The organism is Agromyces sp. NPDC055520 (assembly GCF_053619715.1).
Genome location: NZ_JBSHJY010000056.1, coordinates 1 through 19,135, shown reverse-complemented (window position 1 = coordinate 19,135; position 19,135 = coordinate 1). Strand labels below are relative to the sequence as shown.

At 68.8% G+C, this 19,135-nt stretch carries 12 protein-coding genes; 5 read left to right on the top strand and 7 right to left on the bottom strand.

Annotation, left to right across the window (positions count from 1 at the left end; translation table 11 throughout):
• Positions 1–130: 130 nt before the first annotated feature.
• Both ACWGST_RS15570 and ACWGST_RS15565 read right to left on the bottom strand, forming a co-directional pair.
• Complete coding sequence (locus ACWGST_RS15570) at positions 131–529, bottom strand: hypothetical protein (protein WP_452047577.1); 399 nt, start codon at positions 527–529, stop codon at positions 131–133.
• A gap of 2 nt (positions 530–531) precedes the next feature.
• Positions 532–2,196, bottom strand: coding sequence for a PspC domain-containing protein (locus ACWGST_RS15565; protein WP_452047576.1), 1,665 nt, complete (start codon positions 2,194–2,196; stop codon positions 532–534).
• Between the two features lie 152 nt (positions 2,197–2,348).
• Here ACWGST_RS15565 and ACWGST_RS15560 point away from each other — a divergent pair, with 152 nt between their 5' ends.
• Both ACWGST_RS15560 and ACWGST_RS15555 read left to right on the top strand, forming a co-directional pair.
• Positions 2,349–3,632 (top strand): ATP-binding protein, encoded by a 1,284-nt coding sequence (locus tag ACWGST_RS15560; protein ID WP_452047575.1) that lies wholly within the window; start codon positions 2,349–2,351, stop codon positions 3,630–3,632.
• The gene (locus ACWGST_RS15555; RefSeq protein WP_452047574.1) at positions 3,625–4,293 is read left to right on the top strand and encodes a LuxR C-terminal-related transcriptional regulator; all 669 of its coding nucleotides are present in this window, start codon (positions 3,625–3,627) and stop codon (positions 4,291–4,293) included. The genes ACWGST_RS15560 and ACWGST_RS15555 overlap by 8 nt, the downstream gene beginning before the upstream one ends.
• Here the strand turns inward: ACWGST_RS15555 and ACWGST_RS15550 are convergent.
• The 5 genes from ACWGST_RS15550 to ACWGST_RS15530 form a co-directional block, all read right to left on the bottom strand.
• Entirely contained in the window at positions 4,259–5,974 is a 1,716-nt protein-coding gene (locus tag ACWGST_RS15550) for a long-chain-fatty-acid--CoA ligase (protein ID WP_452047573.1), read from the bottom strand. The two genes, ACWGST_RS15555 and ACWGST_RS15550, sit on opposite strands and share 35 nt — an antisense overlap.
• Before the next feature lie 145 nt (positions 5,975–6,119).
• Entirely contained in the window at positions 6,120–6,761 is a 642-nt protein-coding gene (locus tag ACWGST_RS15545; protein ID WP_452047572.1) for a response regulator, read from the bottom strand.
• Positions 6,758–8,014, bottom strand: a complete 1,257-nt coding sequence (locus ACWGST_RS15540) for a sensor histidine kinase (RefSeq protein WP_452047571.1) — start codon at positions 8,012–8,014, stop codon at positions 6,758–6,760. The genes ACWGST_RS15545 and ACWGST_RS15540 overlap by 4 nt, the downstream gene beginning before the upstream one ends.
• 21 nt (positions 8,015–8,035) lie before the next feature.
• Positions 8,036–8,845, bottom strand: coding sequence for an ABC transporter permease (locus ACWGST_RS15535; protein ID WP_452047570.1), 810 nt, complete (start codon positions 8,843–8,845; stop codon positions 8,036–8,038).
• A complete protein-coding gene (locus tag ACWGST_RS15530) occupies positions 8,842–9,798 on the bottom strand; it encodes an ABC transporter ATP-binding protein (RefSeq protein ID WP_452047569.1) in 957 nt (318 codons plus the stop codon). The genes ACWGST_RS15535 and ACWGST_RS15530 overlap by 4 nt, the downstream gene beginning before the upstream one ends.
• Before the next feature lie 609 nt (positions 9,799–10,407).
• Here ACWGST_RS15530 and ACWGST_RS15525 point away from each other — a divergent pair.
• The 3 genes from ACWGST_RS15525 to ACWGST_RS15515 all read left to right on the top strand — a co-directional run bounded on the left by ACWGST_RS15525 (position 10,408) and on the right by ACWGST_RS15515 (position 19,075).
• On the top strand, positions 10,408–16,866 hold the full coding sequence (locus ACWGST_RS15525) for a PA14 domain-containing protein (RefSeq protein ID WP_452047568.1): 6,459 nt from the start codon (positions 10,408–10,410) through the stop codon (positions 16,864–16,866).
• 475 nt (positions 16,867–17,341) lie between these two features.
• Positions 17,342–17,524 (top strand): hypothetical protein, encoded by a 183-nt coding sequence (locus tag ACWGST_RS15520; protein WP_452047567.1) that lies wholly within the window; start codon positions 17,342–17,344, stop codon positions 17,522–17,524.
• 168 nt (positions 17,525–17,692) lie between these two features.
• Positions 17,693–19,075, top strand: a complete 1,383-nt coding sequence (locus ACWGST_RS15515) for an RHS repeat-associated core domain-containing protein (RefSeq protein WP_452047566.1) — start codon at positions 17,693–17,695, stop codon at positions 19,073–19,075.
• The last annotated feature ends 60 nt before the right edge of the window (positions 19,076–19,135 follow it).

The window sequence follows — 19,135 nt, the reverse complement described above, 5'->3', positions numbered from 1 at the left end:
CTCCGCGCTCCGCGCTCCGCGCTCCACCTCACGGCGAAACGACAGTTGTTGTCGCCTGTCAGTCGAACAGGCGACAACAACTGTCGTCTCGGGCGATTGGATGGGGCCGCCGGACGCCTCAGCGTCAGCGTCAGCGGCGTGCGCGTTCTCCGCGGCGGATGAGGCCGACGATGCCGAAGAGGGCGACGACGACGCCCACGACGATGACGGTCGTGAGGGCCGCGGTGAGCGGGTTCAGTGCGATCAGCCAGTCGCCGACCAGATCGCGGCGCACGGGCGAGACGAGCACCCAGAGGGTGGTCGCGGCGGTCGCCCCGAAGAGCAGGGCCCAGACGAGCGCGCCCCACCGGATGGTCGGTTGCGCGTCCGGCGCCGGGGCGACGGGGGCGGCGTCTCCCGTATCGCTCGGGTCGCGCGGTCGGCTCGCGTCGTCGCCCGCCACGGGCGTGCTCCAGTCGTCGAGGATCGCGGTGACCGCGGCATCCGTCGGGTTCGCGGGCCGGCCGGCACCCTGGTTGCTCGTGTCCATGGTCATTCTCCCTCGTGGATCTGGATGTGCACCATGCCGGAGCCCTGCTCGAGCACGATCTTCGCGTCGACGGGCTCGTCTGCTTCGCGGTACTCTCGCACGCTCTCGCCGCCGATGAGCAGTGCGCTGCGGTCGAGGCCGCCGATCGTGGCCATGCTGCTCGACGAGTAGTCGGCCGACAGCGTGATGATCTCGATCTCGCCGGCCTCGCTCGCGTCGAGCACGATCTCGGTGTCGGCCTCGATCATGATCCAGGTGTCGCCGTTGCCCTGGGTGAGTTCGATGACCGGTGCGATGTCACGGAACCACGGCGTCGCCTGGATGTACGCGTCGCCGAAGGGCTGCACGAGACGCTGGGAGCGGTCGAGCGAGACGTTGTACGAGGGCGGGGTCAGCACGCCCTGCGGCACGAGCGAGGCCACGAGCACGGCCACCGCCATCGCGAACGCCGAGAGCATCGTGAAGAAGGCGAGGGCGCCGCTGCGACGCCTCCGGAGCGCTGCGATCACCATGCCGATCGAGAGCAGCAGCGTCGTTGCGGCGACGGCGATGGGGATCGCGAACCCAGCCGTGCTCGGGGCCTTGAGCGCCCAGATCGCCGCCGCGGCGCCGGCGACGAGCGCGAGGCCGAGCACGGTGAACACGAATGCTGCGCTCGCACGAGGGCGGCTGGCGCGGCGGGCGGCACGTGCGGCGTCGGCTTGCGCCGTGAGCTCGATGGCCCTCGCCTTGTTCTCCGCCGCGGCCTCCGCTCGGGCGGCGCGTTCGGCGTCCTCCTGACCCGACTTCCACTCGGCGTGCGAGATGCGCCACGCCTCGTGCTGGGCGCGCCACTCGGCGATGGCCGCGGCGTCGGCGCCCTCGGCGGGCACGGGCGGCTCGGTCGTCGCGGTCGGGGTGCCGGCCGCGACATCCGGCTCATCAGACGGTGCCGGCGCCGCGCTGAACGCGACGGCCGGTGTCGACGGCGATGCCGACGATGACGCCGACGGAGACCCCGGAGCGGCGGCGGGGGCCGCGGAAGCCATTCGCGCGCCGCCGCCGTCCGGGGAGTTCTGGGAGGAGCGCCGGGCGAGCCAGACGACGAGCGCGATGACACCGCCGACGAGGATGAGCACCCACAGCACCCGAAGCGGCACGCCGAGGTTGAACCCGAAGATCGGGTCGCTGATCGTCGGCCAGTCGGGCCACCAGCGCCAGCCGAGCCATCCGCCCTGCACGAGCGGGATGAACCCGATGACGCCCATCACCGCGATGCCGACGATCGCCGGATCGACGATGCCGCGCATCAGCCGCTCGAAGTGGATCTCGCCGTCGAGGTCGGGCAGCAGTACCCACGCGATCGCGTAGAGCAGCACGAACGGGGCCCCGAGCACCGCGACGACCACGACGATGCCGCGCACGATGATCGGGTCGATGCCGAGGCGGGCGGCGACCCCGGCGCAGACGCCGCCGAGCCAGCCGGCGCGACGCGGCACGCCGAGACGGCGCAGCCAGTCGTAGAAGCCGGTGCCCTGGCCGCCGGTGCCGGTGGGGCCGCCCGTGCCGGTGCCGGTGCCCGGCGCGGGTGTCGCCGCGCCGGGGTCACCGGAGGATGGAGTCGAGCCGGTCGCCCCGTCGGCGTGCGGGCCGGGCGCCGCGGAGTCCCCCTTCGCGTCGTCCTGCACTGGGCCAGCCTCTGGGGCGGTCGGGTTCGTCTCCATGCCTCGATGCTGGCAGGGGCCGCGCATGGCCCGCCATGGGGTGAATCCCTGATTCGACCCTGAGTGAGGCGGCCGGGGCGGGGGCCGCGGCCGCGCGGTCTGCTTGGATTGCAGGCATGGAGACGAGCGCGGCACGGGCGACGGATGCCGCGGCGCCCGCGCCCGACGCCGGCGACGCCGATGCCCGCCTCACGCGCCCGCGTGCCTGCGTCGCCACCGGAGTCTCGGCGGGCCTCGCCGCCCACCTCGGCTGGCCGGTCTGGGTCGTGCGGGCCGCGTTCGTCGTGACGAGTCTCGCGAGCGGCGCCGGGCTGCTGCTCTACCTCTGGCTCTGGGTGTTCACGTCGTGGGCGCCGGGCGATGAGCGCCCGACCCGCCGGGCGCCGGTCGCGTGGCTGCTCGTCGTCGCGTCGGCCGTGTCGCTGGTCACGGCGGCCGCGGTGGGCCCCCTCGTGGCGGTCGACAGCCTCGACAGCCTCGACAGCCTCGACAGCCTCGACGGCGGAAGTGACGATCTCGCGTGGTGGCTCTTCGCCGTGTTCGCCGGGGTCGCGCTCGCCGTGGCCTCCGGCGCGTGGGCGAGCTTCATCGACCGCCCCGATCCCGAGCGAGGCCCGCGGCACGAGCTCACGATCCGCATCGTCGCGACCGTGCTGCTCGCCGTGACCGCGGCATCGCTCGTGCTCGGCCCGACGGCCGCGTGGTACCCCGTGCCGACGTTCGTCGCCGCGCTCGCCGCGGTCGGCGGCATCGCACTCGTCTACGTGCCGACGCTCGTGACGGCGTGGCGCGACCTCACCGCCGAGCGCACGAAACGCATCCGCGAAGAGCAGCGCAGCGAGATTGCAGCGCACCTGCACGACTCGGTGCTGCAGACCCTCGCACTCATCCAGAACCGCGCGGGGGCGACGAGCGAGGTCGCGCGCATCGCCCGGGCGCAAGAGCGCGAGCTGCGCGACTGGCTCTTCGCCGGCGACACCGCCGCCGACAGCGATCTCGGCACCGACCTGCGCGATTTCGCGGCCGCCCTCGAGATCGACTACCCGGTCACGGTCGACGTCGTGGTCGTGGGGGAGTCGCGCGAACGCGCGAGCGGCGAGATGGCGGCGGCGGCCCGCGAGGCGATGCTGAACGCCGCGCGGCACGCGGGCGGCGAGGTGTCGGTGTACGTGGAGTCGACGCCCGAGGCCGTCGAGGTGTTCGTGCGCGACCGCGGCCCGGGCTTCGCGCTCGCCGATGTGCCCGGCGACCGGCTCGGCGTGCGCGAGTCGATCATCGGCCGCATGCGGCGCGCCGGCGGTTCGGGCGAGGTCAGGGCCGGGGTCGGCGCGGGCGGTGTCGGCACCGAGGTGCGCTTGCGGTTCCCGGCCGCCGAATGGGTGGAGGGCAATCGTGGCTGAGCGCGTGCGCGTCGTGGTCGTCGACGATCACTCGATCTTCCGGTCGGGCCTGAAGGCCGACCTCGACGACACCATCGAGGTCGTCGGCGAGGCGCACGATGTCGAGTCGGCCGTCGCAGTGGTGGTGGATGCCGCGCCCGACGTCGTCCTCCTCGACGTGCACTTGCCCGGGGCCGGGGTGCCGGCGGGTTCGAGCGGCGGTGCCGAGGTGATCCGGCGTGCCGCGGCCGCCGTGCCCTCGACCCGCTTCCTCGCGCTCTCGGTGTCGGACAAGGCCGAAGACGTCGTCGGCGTCATCCGCGCGGGGGCTCGCGGGTACATCACGAAAGGTTCATCGGGGGCCGACGTGAGCCGGGCCGTCGCCGCTGTCGCGGGCGGCGACGCCGTGTTCTCGCCGAAGCTCGCCGGGTTCGTGCTCGACGCGTTCGGTGCGCCCGTGGGCGAGACGGCGTCGGCGAGCGACGAACTCGACCGCCTCTCGGCTCGCGAGCAGGAGGTCATGCGGCTGATCGCCCGCGGCTACGCCTACAAAGAGGTCGCGGCCGAGCTCTTCATCTCGACGAAGACCGTCGAGACGCACGTCTCGGCGGTGCTGCGGAAACTGCAGCTCTCGAGCCGCCACGAGCTCACGGCGTGGGCGAACGCGCGGCGTCTGCTCTGAGCAGCTCGTCTCGCACCGCACGCCGCAGCACTTTGCCGATGAGCGAGCGCGGCAGCTCGTCGAAGAGCTCGATGCGACGCGGCACCTTGTAGGGCGTGAGGCTCGCGCGGCAGAAGTCGCGAAGGGCTGTCTCGTCGAAGACGGCGCCCTGGCGGAGCTCCACGCCTGCGGCCACGGCTTCACCGCCCGAAGAGCGCGGCAACCCGACGACCGCCGCGCCGCGCACGTCGGGGTGGGCGAGCAGTGCCGCCTCGACCTCCGACGGCGAGACGTTGAACCCTCCCGTGATGATGAGCTCCTTGACGCGATCGACGATCGTGACGAACCCGTCGTCGGAGACGCGCACGATGTCGCCGGTGCGGAGCCACCCGCCGGGGAGCAGCGTCTCGGCCGTCTCGGCCGGTCGTCGCCAGTAGCCCTGGAAGACCTGCGGCCCTCGCACGAGCAGTTCGCCGGCCTCGCCCGCCGGACGGTCGATGTCGGGGTCGTCGGGGTCGACGACGCGGATCTCGGTGCTCGGGAACGGTACGCCGACGGTGCCCGGCCGCCGGGTCGGACCCATCGGGTTGCCGACCGAGATCGGCGAGGACTCGGTCATGCCGTAGCCCTCGACGAGGAGCCCGCCGGTGGCGCTCTCCCAGCGGTCGACCGTCGCGATGGGCAGGCTCATCGCGCCCGAGATCGCGAAGCGGATGCGCTCGAGGGCCTTCGGATGACGTGCGGCTGCGCGCACGAGCTGATCGTAGATCGGCGGCACTGCGGGCAGGAACGTCGGCGGCGAGTGGCGCGCGGCGTCGAGCACGAGGCCCGTGTCGAACTTCGGGAACAGCACGAGCCGAGCACCGATCGACATTGCGAAGGTGAGGCAGAGCGTCATGCCGTAGGCGTGGAAGAGGGGCAGCACCCCGTAGAAGACCTCTTCGCCCTCGGCGAGGCCGGGCACCCAGGCGCGGCCCTGCATCGCATTCGCGCGGAGGTTGCGGTGGCTGAGCACGGCGCCCTTCGGCGTGCCGGTGGTGCCGCTCGTGTACTGCAGCACGGCCGTGTCGTCGAGCGACGGGCGCGGATGCCGCTTGGCGAGGGCCCGCCGCGAGGTGAGTCGCTCCCACTCCACGAGCCCGCGCGCGCGAGGTTTCGTGGTCAGGGCGGCGCGGGAGCGCCGTGCCTTCGGGATCGGCAGGCGCAGCGCCATCCGCTTGCCGAACGGCAGGGCCTTCGTCAGGTCGACGGCGACGATGTGGGCGGGCCGGATGTCGCTGGGGAACTCGGCGACCGTGTCGGCCACGCTGTTCCAGACGATCGCCACGCGCGCGCCGTGGTCTTCGAACTGGTGCCGCAGCTCGGGCGGCGTGTAGAGCGGATTGTGCTCGACCACGATCGCGCCGAGACGCAGCACCGCGTAGAACGCGGCGACGTGCTGCGGGCAGTTCGGCAGCACGAGCGCGACCCGGTCGCCCGCGACGACGCCGAGCCGGCGCAGCCCCTCGGCGGCGGAGGCGATCTGCTCGCCGAGCTCGCGATAGCTCGTCTCCGCTCCGAAGAACTCGAGCGCCGTCTGCCGCTTGAACCGGCGCACCGCGTCGTCGATCATGTCGACGAGGGTCTGGCTCGGTTCCGCGATCTCCGGCGGCACCCCGTCGGCGTAGTGGTCGAGCCACGGTCGGTGTTCGTACGGGTTCATGCGTGCCTCTCACGGCAATCTGCACGCGCCGACCACGGGCCGGCCCATCGTTGCCACGACGCGAGCGGATGCCACCTCCAGCGTAGGGCGCGGGCGCTGTGCCCGAGCTGGATCTCGACGGGCCCGGATCTCGACGGGCCCGGATCTAGATGAGCCCGAGCTCCATGGCCCGGGTCACCGCGCGCGTGCGGTCACTCACCTCGAGCTTCTCGAACACGTGCAGCAGGTGCGTCTTCACGGTCGCCTCGCCGATGAAGAGGGCGCGAGCGATCTCGGGGTTCGAGCGCCCGTCGGCCACGAGCCGAAGCACCTCGAGTTCGCGCGGTGAGAGCGACGGCGCGGTATCAGCCGCGGCGGCGACTGCGTCGGCGCGCACCCTCGATACGAGCTTCGCCGCGATCGACGGTGCGAGCACCGTCTCGCCGGCGGCGACGGCGCGGATGCCCGCGACGATCTCGGCCTGCGGCGCCGCCTTCAGCAGGTAGCCGCTCGCACCCGCCTCGATCGCGGCGAGGATGTGGTCGTCGGTCTCGTACGTCGTCAGCACGAGCACGCGCGTGCCGGGCACCTCGGCGAGGATGCGTGCGGTCGCCGCGGCGCCGTCGAGCTGCGGCATCCGCAGGTCCATGAGCACGAGATCAGGGCGTTCGGATGCTGCGACCGACACCGCTGCTGCGCCGTCGGCGGCCTCGCCGACGACCTCGAGGCCGGGCTCGCCCTCGAGGAGGCCCACGATGCCGGCGCGCACGATCGGGTGGTCGTCGGCCACGACGATGCGGATGCTCATGCGGTCTCCTCGGCTGCGGGTCTCGATACGCGTCCTCCGTCGTCGTTCGGTGGTCGAGTAGCGAGCGAAGCGAGCGTATCGAGACCGGGCGCCGCGGCATCCGCTCGGGGGATGCCGACCCGCAATAGCGTGCCGCCGCCCTCACCGGGCCCGATCGAGAACGAGCCGCCGACGAGCGCGGTGCGATCGCGGATGCCCGCGAGCCCGAAGCCCGAGGCGCCCGGCGAGGCCGCGCCGGGGCCGACGCCGTCGTCGTCGACGGTGAGCACGACTTCGTCGCCGATGGTCTCGACGGTCACCGCCGCGTGCCGGGCGTTCGCGTGCTTGCGCACGTTCGCGAGGCCTTCCTGCGCCGAGCGCAGCAGCACGACCTCGTGTTCGCGACTGAGACCGGTCGCGCTCGCCGACACCGTCACGACGACGCCGGTCTCGCGTTCGAACGTGGCCGCGAGCCGCGCGAGTGCGTCGCCGAGCCCCGCGCCCGGCTCGACCGGGGCGAGCGAGGCGACGAGACCGCGCGCCTCGGTGAGCGCCTCGCGCGCCATCTGCTCGATGAGCTCGACATCGGCCCGAGCGGATGCCGCGGCGCCGCCTTCGACCCCGTCGAGCCGACTGCCCGTGCGCTGCGCCACCATGACGAGACCGGTCAGGCTCTGCGCGATCGTGTCGTGGATCTCGCGCGCGAGCCGCCCCCGCTCTTCGACGACGCCCGCATCGCGGTGCATCGCGGCGAGCTGGCCCTGCGCGGCCTGCAGCTCCTCGAGCAGTCGGCCGCGCTCGTCACCGTAGACGGCGATGCGGGTGATCCAGAGCCCGAGCGCGATGCTGAAGCCGACCGAGATCGCGGCGCTGATGAGCCCCGTGGCGAGACCGCCGGGGCCGAGGTTCACGGCATAGCCCGCCGTGAGTGCGACGCCGATGAGCACGTTCGCCATGATCGCGCTGCGGGTCGACGGCGAGGTCGTCCAGATGAACGGGTAGACGAACACCTGCACGATCGCGTAGGAGGGTTCGAACGAGGCGCCGACGCCGACGATCACGGCGAACCCGATCGAGATCACGAGGTAGGGCGCCATCCGCTCGTTGCCGAGATGAGCCCTGCCGTAGGCGAAGTAGAAGACGAGGAACGCGCCGGTCGTCGCCCAGACGCCCCAGTCGTTCACCCCGTACGGCGGCGGGTCGAACAGGGTGAAGAGCACGAGGATGGATGCCACGGCGAGCGCCGCGACATCCCACCATCGTCTGTTCAGCATGTTGCGAGTCTGGCACGCACGCTAGGCGTCGCGCCGGATCCAGCGGAAGGTGACGCGCGTCAGCACGAAGCCGACGACGAGCCAGATGCCGAGCGCGATCGCGACGCCCGGCAGGTTCCACGAGCCGTGCTGCTCGAGCGTCTCCCACTCCTCGGGCAGGAACACCGAGCGCATGCCCTGCGCGATCCACTTGAGGGGGAACAGGCTCGCGAAGTCCTGCAGCCAGGTCGGCAGCATGTTCCACTGCAGGTAGACGCCCGAGATGAACTGCAGCAGGAGCACGACGGGGATGACCACGGCGCTCGCGCTCTTGCCGGTGCGGGGCAGCGCCGAGAGGGCGATGCCGAGCAGGGCGCAGGTCGTGAGGCCGAGCACGAACACCCACGCGAAGGTGAACCACTTGGCCGGGTCGGTGGGCAGCTCGATGCCGAGCAGGAGCGCGCCGGCGATGATGAGCAGTGCCGCCTGCAGCGTGCCGGTCACGAAGACCTGACCGATCTTGCCGAGGAAGTAGCCGACGGGCGAGAGCGGGGTGCCGCCGAGGCGCTTGAGGGTGCCGTTCGACTTCTCCAGCGCGATGTCGACCGCGAGGTTCTGCACGCCCGAGAGCAGGATCCCGGCGGCGATCATGCCCGGCAGGTACGACGCGCCGATCGAGATCTGCGCTCCCGGAGGGCCGATCTCGCCCGCCGAGCTGAACGCCGCGGTGAAGATCGCGAGCATCACGAAGGGGAAGGCGAAGGTGAAGAACAGCGTGTCGTACGAGCGGAAGTACATCGTGGTCTCGACGCCGATGCGCGACGCGCCCTGGGTCATCAGGTTGGTGCTCATGCGAGGGCCTCCTCTGTCTCGGTCGCTGAGCCTGTCTCGGTCGCTGAGTCTGCATCGGTCGCTGAGTCTGCATCGGTCGCTGAGCCTGTCGAAGCGCCCGCCACGAGCCCCAGGTAGATGTCTTCCAGCGTCGGCCGGATCACCTCGAGCCCGTCGGGCTCGCGTCCGAATCCGGCGACGACGGATGCCACGTGGTGCCCCGGCTCGTCGGTGCGAAGCTCGTGCGTGGTGCCCGCGGCATCCCGCCAGCGCACGAGCGGCACGCGCGCCTCCGCCCCGCCGATCTCGTCGATGGCGCCGAGTGCGAGGAGCCGCCCGCCGGCGATGACCCCGGCGCGATCGGCCAGTTGCGCCGCCTCGTCGAGGTAATGCGTGGTGAGCACGATCGTGGTGCCGTCGGACTTGAGCGAGCGGATGAGCTCCCAGAACTGCCGCCGCGCCTCGGGGTCGAAGCCCGTCGTCGGTTCGTCGAGGAAGAGCAGTTCGGGCCGGCCGACGATGCCGAGCGCGACGTCGACGCGGCGCTGCTGGCCGCCCGAGAGCTTCGCGATGCGGGTCTTCGCCTTCGCCTCGAGGCCGACGGCGGCGATGACCTCGTCGACGTCGCGCGGGTTCGGGTAGAGCGAGGCGAAGTGCCGCAGCATCTCGGTGACGGTGAGCAGCCCGGTCTCGCCGGTCGACTGCAGCACGATGCCGATGCGCGCCTTCCAGTCGAGGCCGCCGCGCGCCGGGTCGACCCCGAGCACGCTCACCTCGCCCGAGGTGCGAAGCCGGTAGCCCTCGAGGATCTCGACCGTGGTCGACTTGCCGGCGCCGTTCGGGCCGAGCAGGGCGAACGTCTCGCCGCGGGCGATGTCGAGATCGAGGTCGTCGACGGCGGTCACCCCGCCGTAGGTCTTTCGGAGCCCGCGGATCCGCACCGCGGCATCCGTCTGCGTCATGTCGATGTCCATGTTTCGAGCCTGCCGTCGGCGCGGCCGGCGCGGCAGCCCCCGGCCGTTCGATTCCGGCATCCACCGGTCAGTGGATGTCGCGGCGCAACCGAGAGGTTGAGGTACGCTCGCGCCCACCGAAACCGCGCCTGCCCCGCTGGAATGACCGATGTTCGGCAGGAGACTTTACTACCTCGAGGCCGCGTTTCGCGTGTCCCCCGTTCGGGGGTGATGCGTGACCGTTGAAGGTGTGTTTAGAGTCGCTCCAGCTAGTCCGCAGATCGAGGGAGACTTGTGGCGATTCGACGGCGGTTCTGGGATGCGGTTCTTGGTGTGGTCGTCGTTTCGGTGTTGGTCGGCACGCTCGCGCAGCCGGCGGCTGCGGAGAGCACCGTTTCTGACGACGTGCTCGGTGAGAACTCGGTGATCGAACCGCTCCTGCCGGAGCAGTCTGAAGAAGTCATCGAGACAACTGGTGAAGCCCCAACGGAGGGCGACTTCGACAACCCGCCTGGCGGTGTGATCGAACCCGCCGACACGGAGCCGCTCACTGAGGTCCCGGGCTCAGAGCTACAGCCCGATCTGCTCGAGAGTTTCGAGCCGAATGGTGTCCAGGTCCTCGACCGTGAGATGTTCTCGCAGACGTACAAGGGTCCCGACGGGGTGCGAGTCACCGAGGTCTCCGACGAGCCTCTGAACGTCAAGGTCGACGGCCGATGGAAGCCGGTCAGCACCGACCTTCAGGGGCGTGGCTCCTTCAGCTGGCTCGGTCGTGGCGGCGCGGAAGTGGCGCAGCACCCGTTCAGACCAGAGTTCGCAGAGCGCGCTGACGAGGATGCGCTGCTGACCCTGTCGGTCGGGTCGAAGAAAGTGTCGTTCTCGCTCGATGATGTGAAGGGTTCGCAGCTCCAGCGCGACCTCGCGGTCTGGTCTGATAAGAAGAACCGCGTCGAGTACGAAGACGTGTTCGAGGGCACGGACCTCGTATACGAGGTCGAGGCCGGCGGGGTGAAGGAGTTGTTCGAACTCGAAGGCCAGCCCGGCAAGACCGGCAGGAACTCTTGGACCTGGCGCATCGACGCCGACGGGCTCACCCTGCGGGAGGAGAAGAACGGCGACGTGCTCTTCGAGAACAGTGAGGACGAGGCTGTTCTGGTCATCCCGCGGCCGATCATGTGGGACTCGGCCGGCACGCTCGGCGACCGCGCGAACGATCAGGGCGACGTCGAAGCCGAGGTCGAACGCGACGGCGACGACTGGTTGTACACGCTCACCGCTGATCGGGCGTGGCTGAACAGCAAGGATCGCGTCTACCCGGTTTCGGTCGACCCGACCTCGGTCTTCGGATACAGCCAGACGTGGGCGTACAAGACCAACGGCCAGTACAACTACAACTACGGCGTGCAGGTCGGCAACACGAACACCAACGGTATTTGGCGCACGCTCGTGGACTACAACTATGAGCAGTTCTTCGGCAACCAGATCATCGACGCTGACATCGAGTTCAACGGGCAGTCGTCGGACAGCACCGTGACTGACCGGACCGGCGGCGCGTACTGGGCGACGAACATGAGCTTCAATTCTGCCGGGGAGTACATCGGGCAGGCGGTCTACTGGAATGGAGGCGGGCATGTCCAAGACAACCTGCTCGGCCAGCGCGTCGCCCGGTGGGTGCGTGACGGCACGAGCGGCGCAGTCATCGTCTTCACCGGTGACGAGTCGAACACGTTCTCGTACAAGCACTACGGATCGCGGATGTGGGTCGCCTGGCGGCCGTTCCCGACGGCGGGCACCCTCGCCGCGCCCGCGCCGAGCAACGGGGCGCTGAACACCACGCTGACCCCGACGCTGAAGATCGCAGGCTCCACGTTCCCGGAAGCCTCGAACGCCTACTACTGGTTCAAGGTGTCGGAGAATCCGGACCCGAACGTGAACCCGGTGTGGTCCACAGGATGGCAGACTTCTGCCACAGTGAATGTGCCGGAGGTGAAGCTCCAGCCGGGCAAGAAATACTACTGGAAAGCCTTCGTCGCCACCGAGATGAATGGGCTCTGGGGGGTGTCGAACGAGCGTCCGTCAGCGGTCTGGAACTTCACGACCGCGAGTGTGCCACAGGTAGACAAGGCGACCGCGGTCCCTGCCGACAAGGGCGTCTCGGTAACGACCGAGCCGCTCCTCCAGGTCGCCGCCCCCGCGAATCCTGCGAACCGAACGCTGAAGTACTGGTTCCGTGTCGCGACGGGCGCCGACACCCGGACCGGCGGTGTGCTGAACTCTGGATGGGTGGACGAGCCCAGCTGGCAAGTGCCCACCGGTTCACTACAGGACGGCACGACGTACTCATGGACCGTCATCACCCGCGATGTCGGCTACGGGGTGGACTCACTCACACCATGGGTCGCGACGTTCTCCGTGAACAAGCGCCTCGGTGCCAACGACGTCTCGCCGATGGATGCCGCGGGGCCGGTCTCGGTGAACCTTGCGTCCGGCAATGTGAGCATGAGCTTCGCGTCCCCGACGGTATCGACGGTGGGGGGCCCGATGGGGGTCTCGTTCACGTATGACTCGCAGCATCCGTCGAATAGGGGGTTGAAGGCCGAGTACTTCGATGCAACTCCGAAGCCGGGTCAGACCCAGTCGTGGGACTTCAATCAGGCCAAACGTGTCCTCGTGCGCAGTGATCCGCAGATCTCATTCCAATGGGGGATGGAGTCGCCAGGTGCCGGCGTACCCACCGATAAGTTCCTCGCTCGTTGGACGGGATTCATTACTCCAGACGTTGCGGGTGACTACGTCTTCGGCTCAGCGCAGGACGACGGCATCGTCGTCACCGTGGGCGGCACGAAGGTGATCGACAAGTACACGGCAGGTGCCTACAGCTCGACCGTCTCGTGGCCAGGCGGTGCGAAGTCTCTGACGGCTGCGCCGACGCCGTTCAAGGCGGAGTTCTTCGAGGACGGCGGCATGGCCTACTTCGAGCTCTGGGCGAAGAAGAAGAACGCGGACGGGTCGTTCGGGGCTCCGTTCCTGATCCCGGCGTCGTGGTTCACGAAGTCCGCAGAGATCCTTCCCGACGGATGGGCCTCATCGACGATCCTGGCCGGCGACCTCGGAACCTACTCGAAAGTGCGGGTCGAAGAAGGCTCGATCACCGTCACCGATGTCACGGGCGGTACCCATTCGTACGCGAAACTTTCGACCGGTGGGTACGCGCCACCCGCTGGTGAGGCCGGTGTGATCGCGATCGGCGGCGACGGCCGGGTCACGCTCACCGACGGTGCCGGGGTCGTGCACGTGTTCCGTGCTGACGGTGTCATCGACACGGTCACGAGTCCGTTGGACGCGAAGAAGCCCGCCGCTCCGGCGGTCGAGTATTACTCGACCGGGGCGAACACGGGCCTGGTGAGGCGGACCTTCGACCGGCTCGCGGGTGCCGGCCCGGTCCGGGAGGTGAAGTACTTCTACGGCGGCGACACCGAGGGACTCGCGAGCGCGTGTCCGCCTGCTTCGGGCAGCGCGGACGCGCCGCCCGGGATGCTGTGCCGCATCGACTATCCCGACGCCACCAGCACACGCTTGTACTTCGATGCCGACAAGCGACTCGTCGGCATCGTCGACCCGGGCGGGGAGGAGACGTCGTTCTCCTACGACGCGAACCGTCGACTGACGGGTGTGCGTGACCAGCTTCAGACCGACTGGCTCCGCGCCGACAGCGCCCGTGTGGCATCCGAAACGAACCGCACCACGATCAGCTATGACAGCGCCGGGAGGGCGGCCGCGGTAATGCTTGCCGCACCCGACGGTGCCACAGCCGCGACGCAGCCGGCACATACGTACGCGTACGCCGATGGCACGACCTACGTGGATGCGGCGGGCCAAGACGTGTGGGGTGCCCCGGCGAGCGGACACGCTCGCACGGTCACGTTCGATGCCGGGTGGCGTGCGACGTCGGACACGTCGCCGTCGGGCTTGACCGGCACGACGGAGTGGAACGCGAAGGATCAGGCGTTGTCGGCCACGGATCCGTTGGGGCGGAAGTCCACGACGATCTACGACAAGCAGAACCGCGTGACCGACACGTACGGGCAGGCCCCCGCGGGTTGCTTCGGTGTCGACCGTCGACCCCTTGCCACCTGCGCCGAGCCACCGGCTCATTCGTCGACCCGGTATGACGAGGGCCTGCAGGGGTTGAGCGCGCAGTGGTACGACAACACCTCGCTGAACGGCGCCCCGAAGGCGTTCAGTCTTGGCATACCGGGTGTCGCGGATGCCGCGATCAACAAGGACTGGGCGGGAGCGTCGCCGATCGCGGGCATCCCGACCACGAACTGGTCTGTCCAGTTCACGGGCACGATCACATTTCCCACTGCTGGTGAGTACTCGTTCCAGACATACTCTGATGACGGTGCCCAGGTCTGGATCGATGACAACCTGAAGGTCAACTACTGGCAGCTCGGAACTTGGGCGCCGTCACCGATCGGCACTGTCACGGTGGCGGCGGGGCAGACCGCGCGAATCCGGGTGGCGTACTTCCAAGCCGCCGGCCCCTCGGCGTTGATGCTGACGTGGAAGAAGCCCGGTGACACCGCGTTCATCAAGGTGCCCGGCGACGCGCTGAAGCCCGCCTACAACCTCGCCACGTCCGCGATGACCGATGACTTCATCGCCGCGGGAGCACCGGCCGGGGTGAGCAGCAGCAACGTGCCATCACTTACTACGAGCACGTCGTACGGCTCCTCGCCGTGGCTGGGCCTTCCCGAGACGTCCGCGGTCGACCCGGCGGGTCTGAATCTCCGCACGGTCACCAAGTACGAGACGGACTACAACCGACGCGTCTCGCGGATGCTGCCCGCCGGTGTCGCTGCCGGTGCGACCGTCGCCCAGGCCGGGACGAAGTACGACTACTACGGCGACGTACAAACCCTCGGCGACGCATGGTCGACCAGCGACCAGATCTGCGGGGTACCGGCGTCGACCCCGCAGTACGGTGCCGTCCGGCAAGCCACCGCGCCGCCCGCCGCGGGCGGGGCATCTGTGGTCACCCAGTTCGTCTACGACGTCATGGGTCGCACGGCCGGCTCGAAGCGCACCGGTGATGCCGCGTGGACGTGTACGAAGCTCGACGGTCGTGGCCGCACGATCGAGGTCACCTATCCAGCGTACGGTGACACTCCGGCACGTACGGCGTCGTTCACGCACGCGGTCGGCGGTGACCCGTTGACCGGCCGTGCCGAGGACCCGGCTGGTGCGATCACCACCACGGTCGACCTGTTGGGTCGCACGGTCGCCTACACGGATGTCTGGGGCACGAGCACCACGACGGAGTACAACATCCTCGGCCAAGCAGTCACGCAGGCGGTGACTCCGCCGGGCGGCACGGCCATGGTCACCGAACTCGGTTACAACACTGATGGGCAGGTCGAGACCGTCACCGTCGATGGGGTGCTCCTCGCGGACCCGTCGTACACGACCGGGCAACTGACGGGCGTCGCCTATGCGAACGGGTCGTCGTTGGCTGATCTGCAACGCAACCCTGCCGGCGCGTTGACGGGCATGTCGTGGCTGTTCCCGAACGCGCAGGCGTCAGTGACAGATGCGGTGTTCCGGTCGCAGTCGGGCCGGATCGTGGCGAACACCCTGACCGACGGGGCCACCGGGTTCGACTCCCGGTACGCGTTCGATGCTGCGGGGCGTCTGGTGTCGGCGGTGATCCCGGGGCACACCCTGTCGTACGGGTTCGCCCCGTCTGGTGGGTGCGGTGTCAACACGGGTGCGGGGCTGAACGGCAACCGCACCTCGTCCACGGACCTGCCCGATGGCGGTGCCCCGGTGGTGACGTCGTACTGCTACGACCAGACCGACCGCCTCACGTCCACGGCCGTGACCGGCACCCCGGCCGGCCCGGGCCTGTCACCGGTCGCTGCCGGCATCCCGGCGGCCCAGCTCGGGTACGACGGGCACGGCAACACGACGACCCTCGCCGACCAGACACTCTCATATGACGTGTCGGACCAGCATGTGAAGACGGCGCTGACGGATGGCACTGTGATCGCGTATCTGCGGGATGTGACGGGCCGGATCATCCAACGCACCGAGACCCCGGCCGGGCAGAACCCGGAGACCACGGTGACCCGGTACGGGTTCACCGGCGGCGGTGACAGCCCGGCTCTCCTCCTGGATGGTGCGAACGGGGTGGTGCAGTCGTTCGTGGGTCTACCGGGCGGGGTGACGGTATCGAAGACGAGCGTCACCCAGTCGTGGTCGTACCCGAACCTGCAGGGCAGCATCACCGTCACCGCCGACGCCGCCGGCGCCCGCAGTGCGGGGGTGTTCCGGTACGACCCGTTCGGGCAACCCATCGACCAGGTCACCGGCCAGATCGGCACCCAGACGGCGGATGACGCGGGGCCCGACACTCTCGCGGGTGACGCGGACTGGGCCTGGCTCGGCCGGTACCGCAAGCTCACCGAACATGCAGGCACGGTGATGACGATCGAGATGGGTGCCCGCCAGTACGTGCCCGCCCTGGGCAGGTTCCTCGAGGTCGATCCCGTCGAAGGCGGTGTCACCAACAACTACGACTACCCCGCCGACCCCATCAACGGGCTCGACCTCAGCGGTGAAGTGTCGTGCAGCTACTGTGGAGGTGGTTCCACCGGAGGTGGAATGCCAAGTTCCGCGGCGTTGGCTCGAATGGCGAGCATGTGGGCAAGTGCTTCGAGGGCGGTGACCCAAAGGGTAGCCACACCGATCGCGAAGGTTGCGGGTCGCGGGCCGATCGCAAAAATGGTGGCGAAGACTCCTAGCGTGATCAGGGTCGGCGACGTAAAACTCTCAGCTGTTCCGAAGGGGTCATTGGGGGAGAGCGTCTTCAATGGAAAGGGTCTTTCCTATCAGATACCGAAAGGTACACCTGAGCTTCATGAGAATGTCACTAGCATTCGAATCATGGAGCCAGTAACGACCGGTCAATATCAGTATCCCAATGGGTACGCGGTCTACATGAACAGGTCGGGCCAGACGATCAATCCGATCACAGGCGAAACCATACCGAGGTCTCATATGTTCGCTCACATCCCACTGCCATGATCACAGTCGAAGGAATTGCGTCGGGTACGCATGTCCACGACATACCTGTCCTGAGTCCAGACATCGACCCTCTCAGATTGGAGGACATGCTGCTCGAAGCACAGGTCATCAGTGCGAGATTCGATGCGCTGACGCAGACTGCGGCAGTCCTAATCGACCTTCGAATGTCACTGCAACTGCGTGACGCTAACACGGGGATTCTCGTGGGGCTCGACGTTCAGAATCTTGATTGGACTGCCCGCGGGATGTCTACGGGTGAAATGGCGTGGACTATTGCAGCTTCCTCGATGGCCGCACCCGGCAAACGAAGTGGCGGGTCGGCGCTGGAATTCTCCATCGCGATGTGGCCGTCACCTGGCGCGCGGTTGAATCTCCAGGCGGACCGAATCTGTTTCTACGTTGGCGACGTACTCGGGCTTGACGACACGCCACCCGAGCTAGAACCTGGGCGACACCGAGCTGATGGATGGCAATCATGGTCGTCGACATTCGTCGGGAAGGCGGTCTCCTCGCGCGACGGTTCCTTGGATCGGGAACCGCCGCGATGACGATGATCGTCCTTCTCTTCGTGGAGATCGTCTCGAAGACTAAGGCCGCAAGCTGGCATGGAGGCGGGCAGGTGGCTGGCCCGAATGGGATGTGCGGCGTCGGTGGCTGAGCATCGCCGACCTCCGATGGCCGGCACCCTTCGCTCTGCGTATGACGTCATGGCGGCGGCACCGCCGGGTACTTGGGTTTTCGAGAGCGTCACGCGGGACGGGGACTCCATCGTCCTCGCGGATGCGGCTGGCGCAAGGCTCGCTTCGAGACCGTCACCGTCGATGGGGTGCTCCTCGCGGACCCGTCCTATACGACCTGGCAATTGACGGGCGTCGCCTATGCGAACGGGTCGTCGTTGGCTGATCTGCAACGCAACCCTGCCGGCGCGTTGACGGGCATGTCGTGGCTGTTCCCGAACGCGCAGGCGTCAGTGACAGATGCGGTGTTCCGGTCGCAGTCGGGCCGGATCGTGGCGAACACCCTGACCGACGGGGCCACCGGGTTCGACTCCCGGTACGCGTTCGATGCTGCGGGGCGTCTGGTGTCGGCGGTGATCCCGGGGCACACCCTGTCGTACGGGTTCGCCCCGTCTGGTGGGTGCGGTGTCAACACGGGTGCGGGGCTGAACGGCAACCGCACCTCGTCCACGGACCTGCCCGATGGCGGTGCCCCGGTGGTGACGTCGTACTGCTACGACCAGACCGACCGCCTCACGTCCACGGCCGTGACCGGCACCCCGGCCGGCCCGGGCCTGTCACCGGTCGCTGCCGGCATCCCGGCGGCCCAGCTCGGGTACGACGGGCACGGCAACACGACGACCCTCGCCGACCAGACACTCTCATATGACGTGTCGGACCAGCATGTGAAGACGGCGCTGACGGATGGCACTGTGATCGCGTATCTGCGGGATGTGACGGGCCGGATCATCCAACGCACCGAGACCCCGGCCGGGCAGAACCCGGAGACCACGGTGACCCGGTACGGGTTCACCGGCGGCGGTGACAGCCCGGCTCTCCTCCTGGATGGTGCGAACGGGGTGGTGCAGTCGTTCGTGGGTCTACCGGGCGGGGTGACGGTATCGAAGACGAGCGTCACCCAGTCGTGGTCGTACCCGAACCTGCAGGGCAGCATCACCGTCACCGCCGACGCCGCCGGCGCCCGCAGTGCGGGGGTGTTCCGGTACGACCCGTTCGGGCAACCCATCGACCAGGTCACCGGCCAGATCGGCACCCAGACGGCGGATGACGCGGGGCCCGACACTCTCGCGGGTGACGCGGACTGGGCCTGGCTCGGCGGGCACCGCAAGCTCACGGAGCATGCGCGCAGTGTGATGACGATCGAGATGGGCGCCCGCCAGTACGTGCCCGCCCTGGGCAGGTTCCTCGAAGTCGACCCTGTCGAAGGCGGCGTGACCAACAACTACGACTACCCCGCCGACCCCATCAACAAGACCGATCTCGGCGGGGAAAAGGCATGCATCGGAAATGAATGTGGGCAGGGCACGACAGGCAGCCAGGGCAGGTTCATACCGAATCCGTATTGGGGAAAGGTGATTCCGGCGCTCAGTCCCCCTCAGCGTCCGTTTGGACCCGAACCTGGTCACCCCATGAATTATCCAGATCGGGGACCCACGAACGGGTCTGCTGCACGGATAGGTGACAGGTTGTAGTCACGCAGCCAGTGCGGCTGGCGTGTTCATGATGACCTCGAATTCGACCGGGGTCAAACG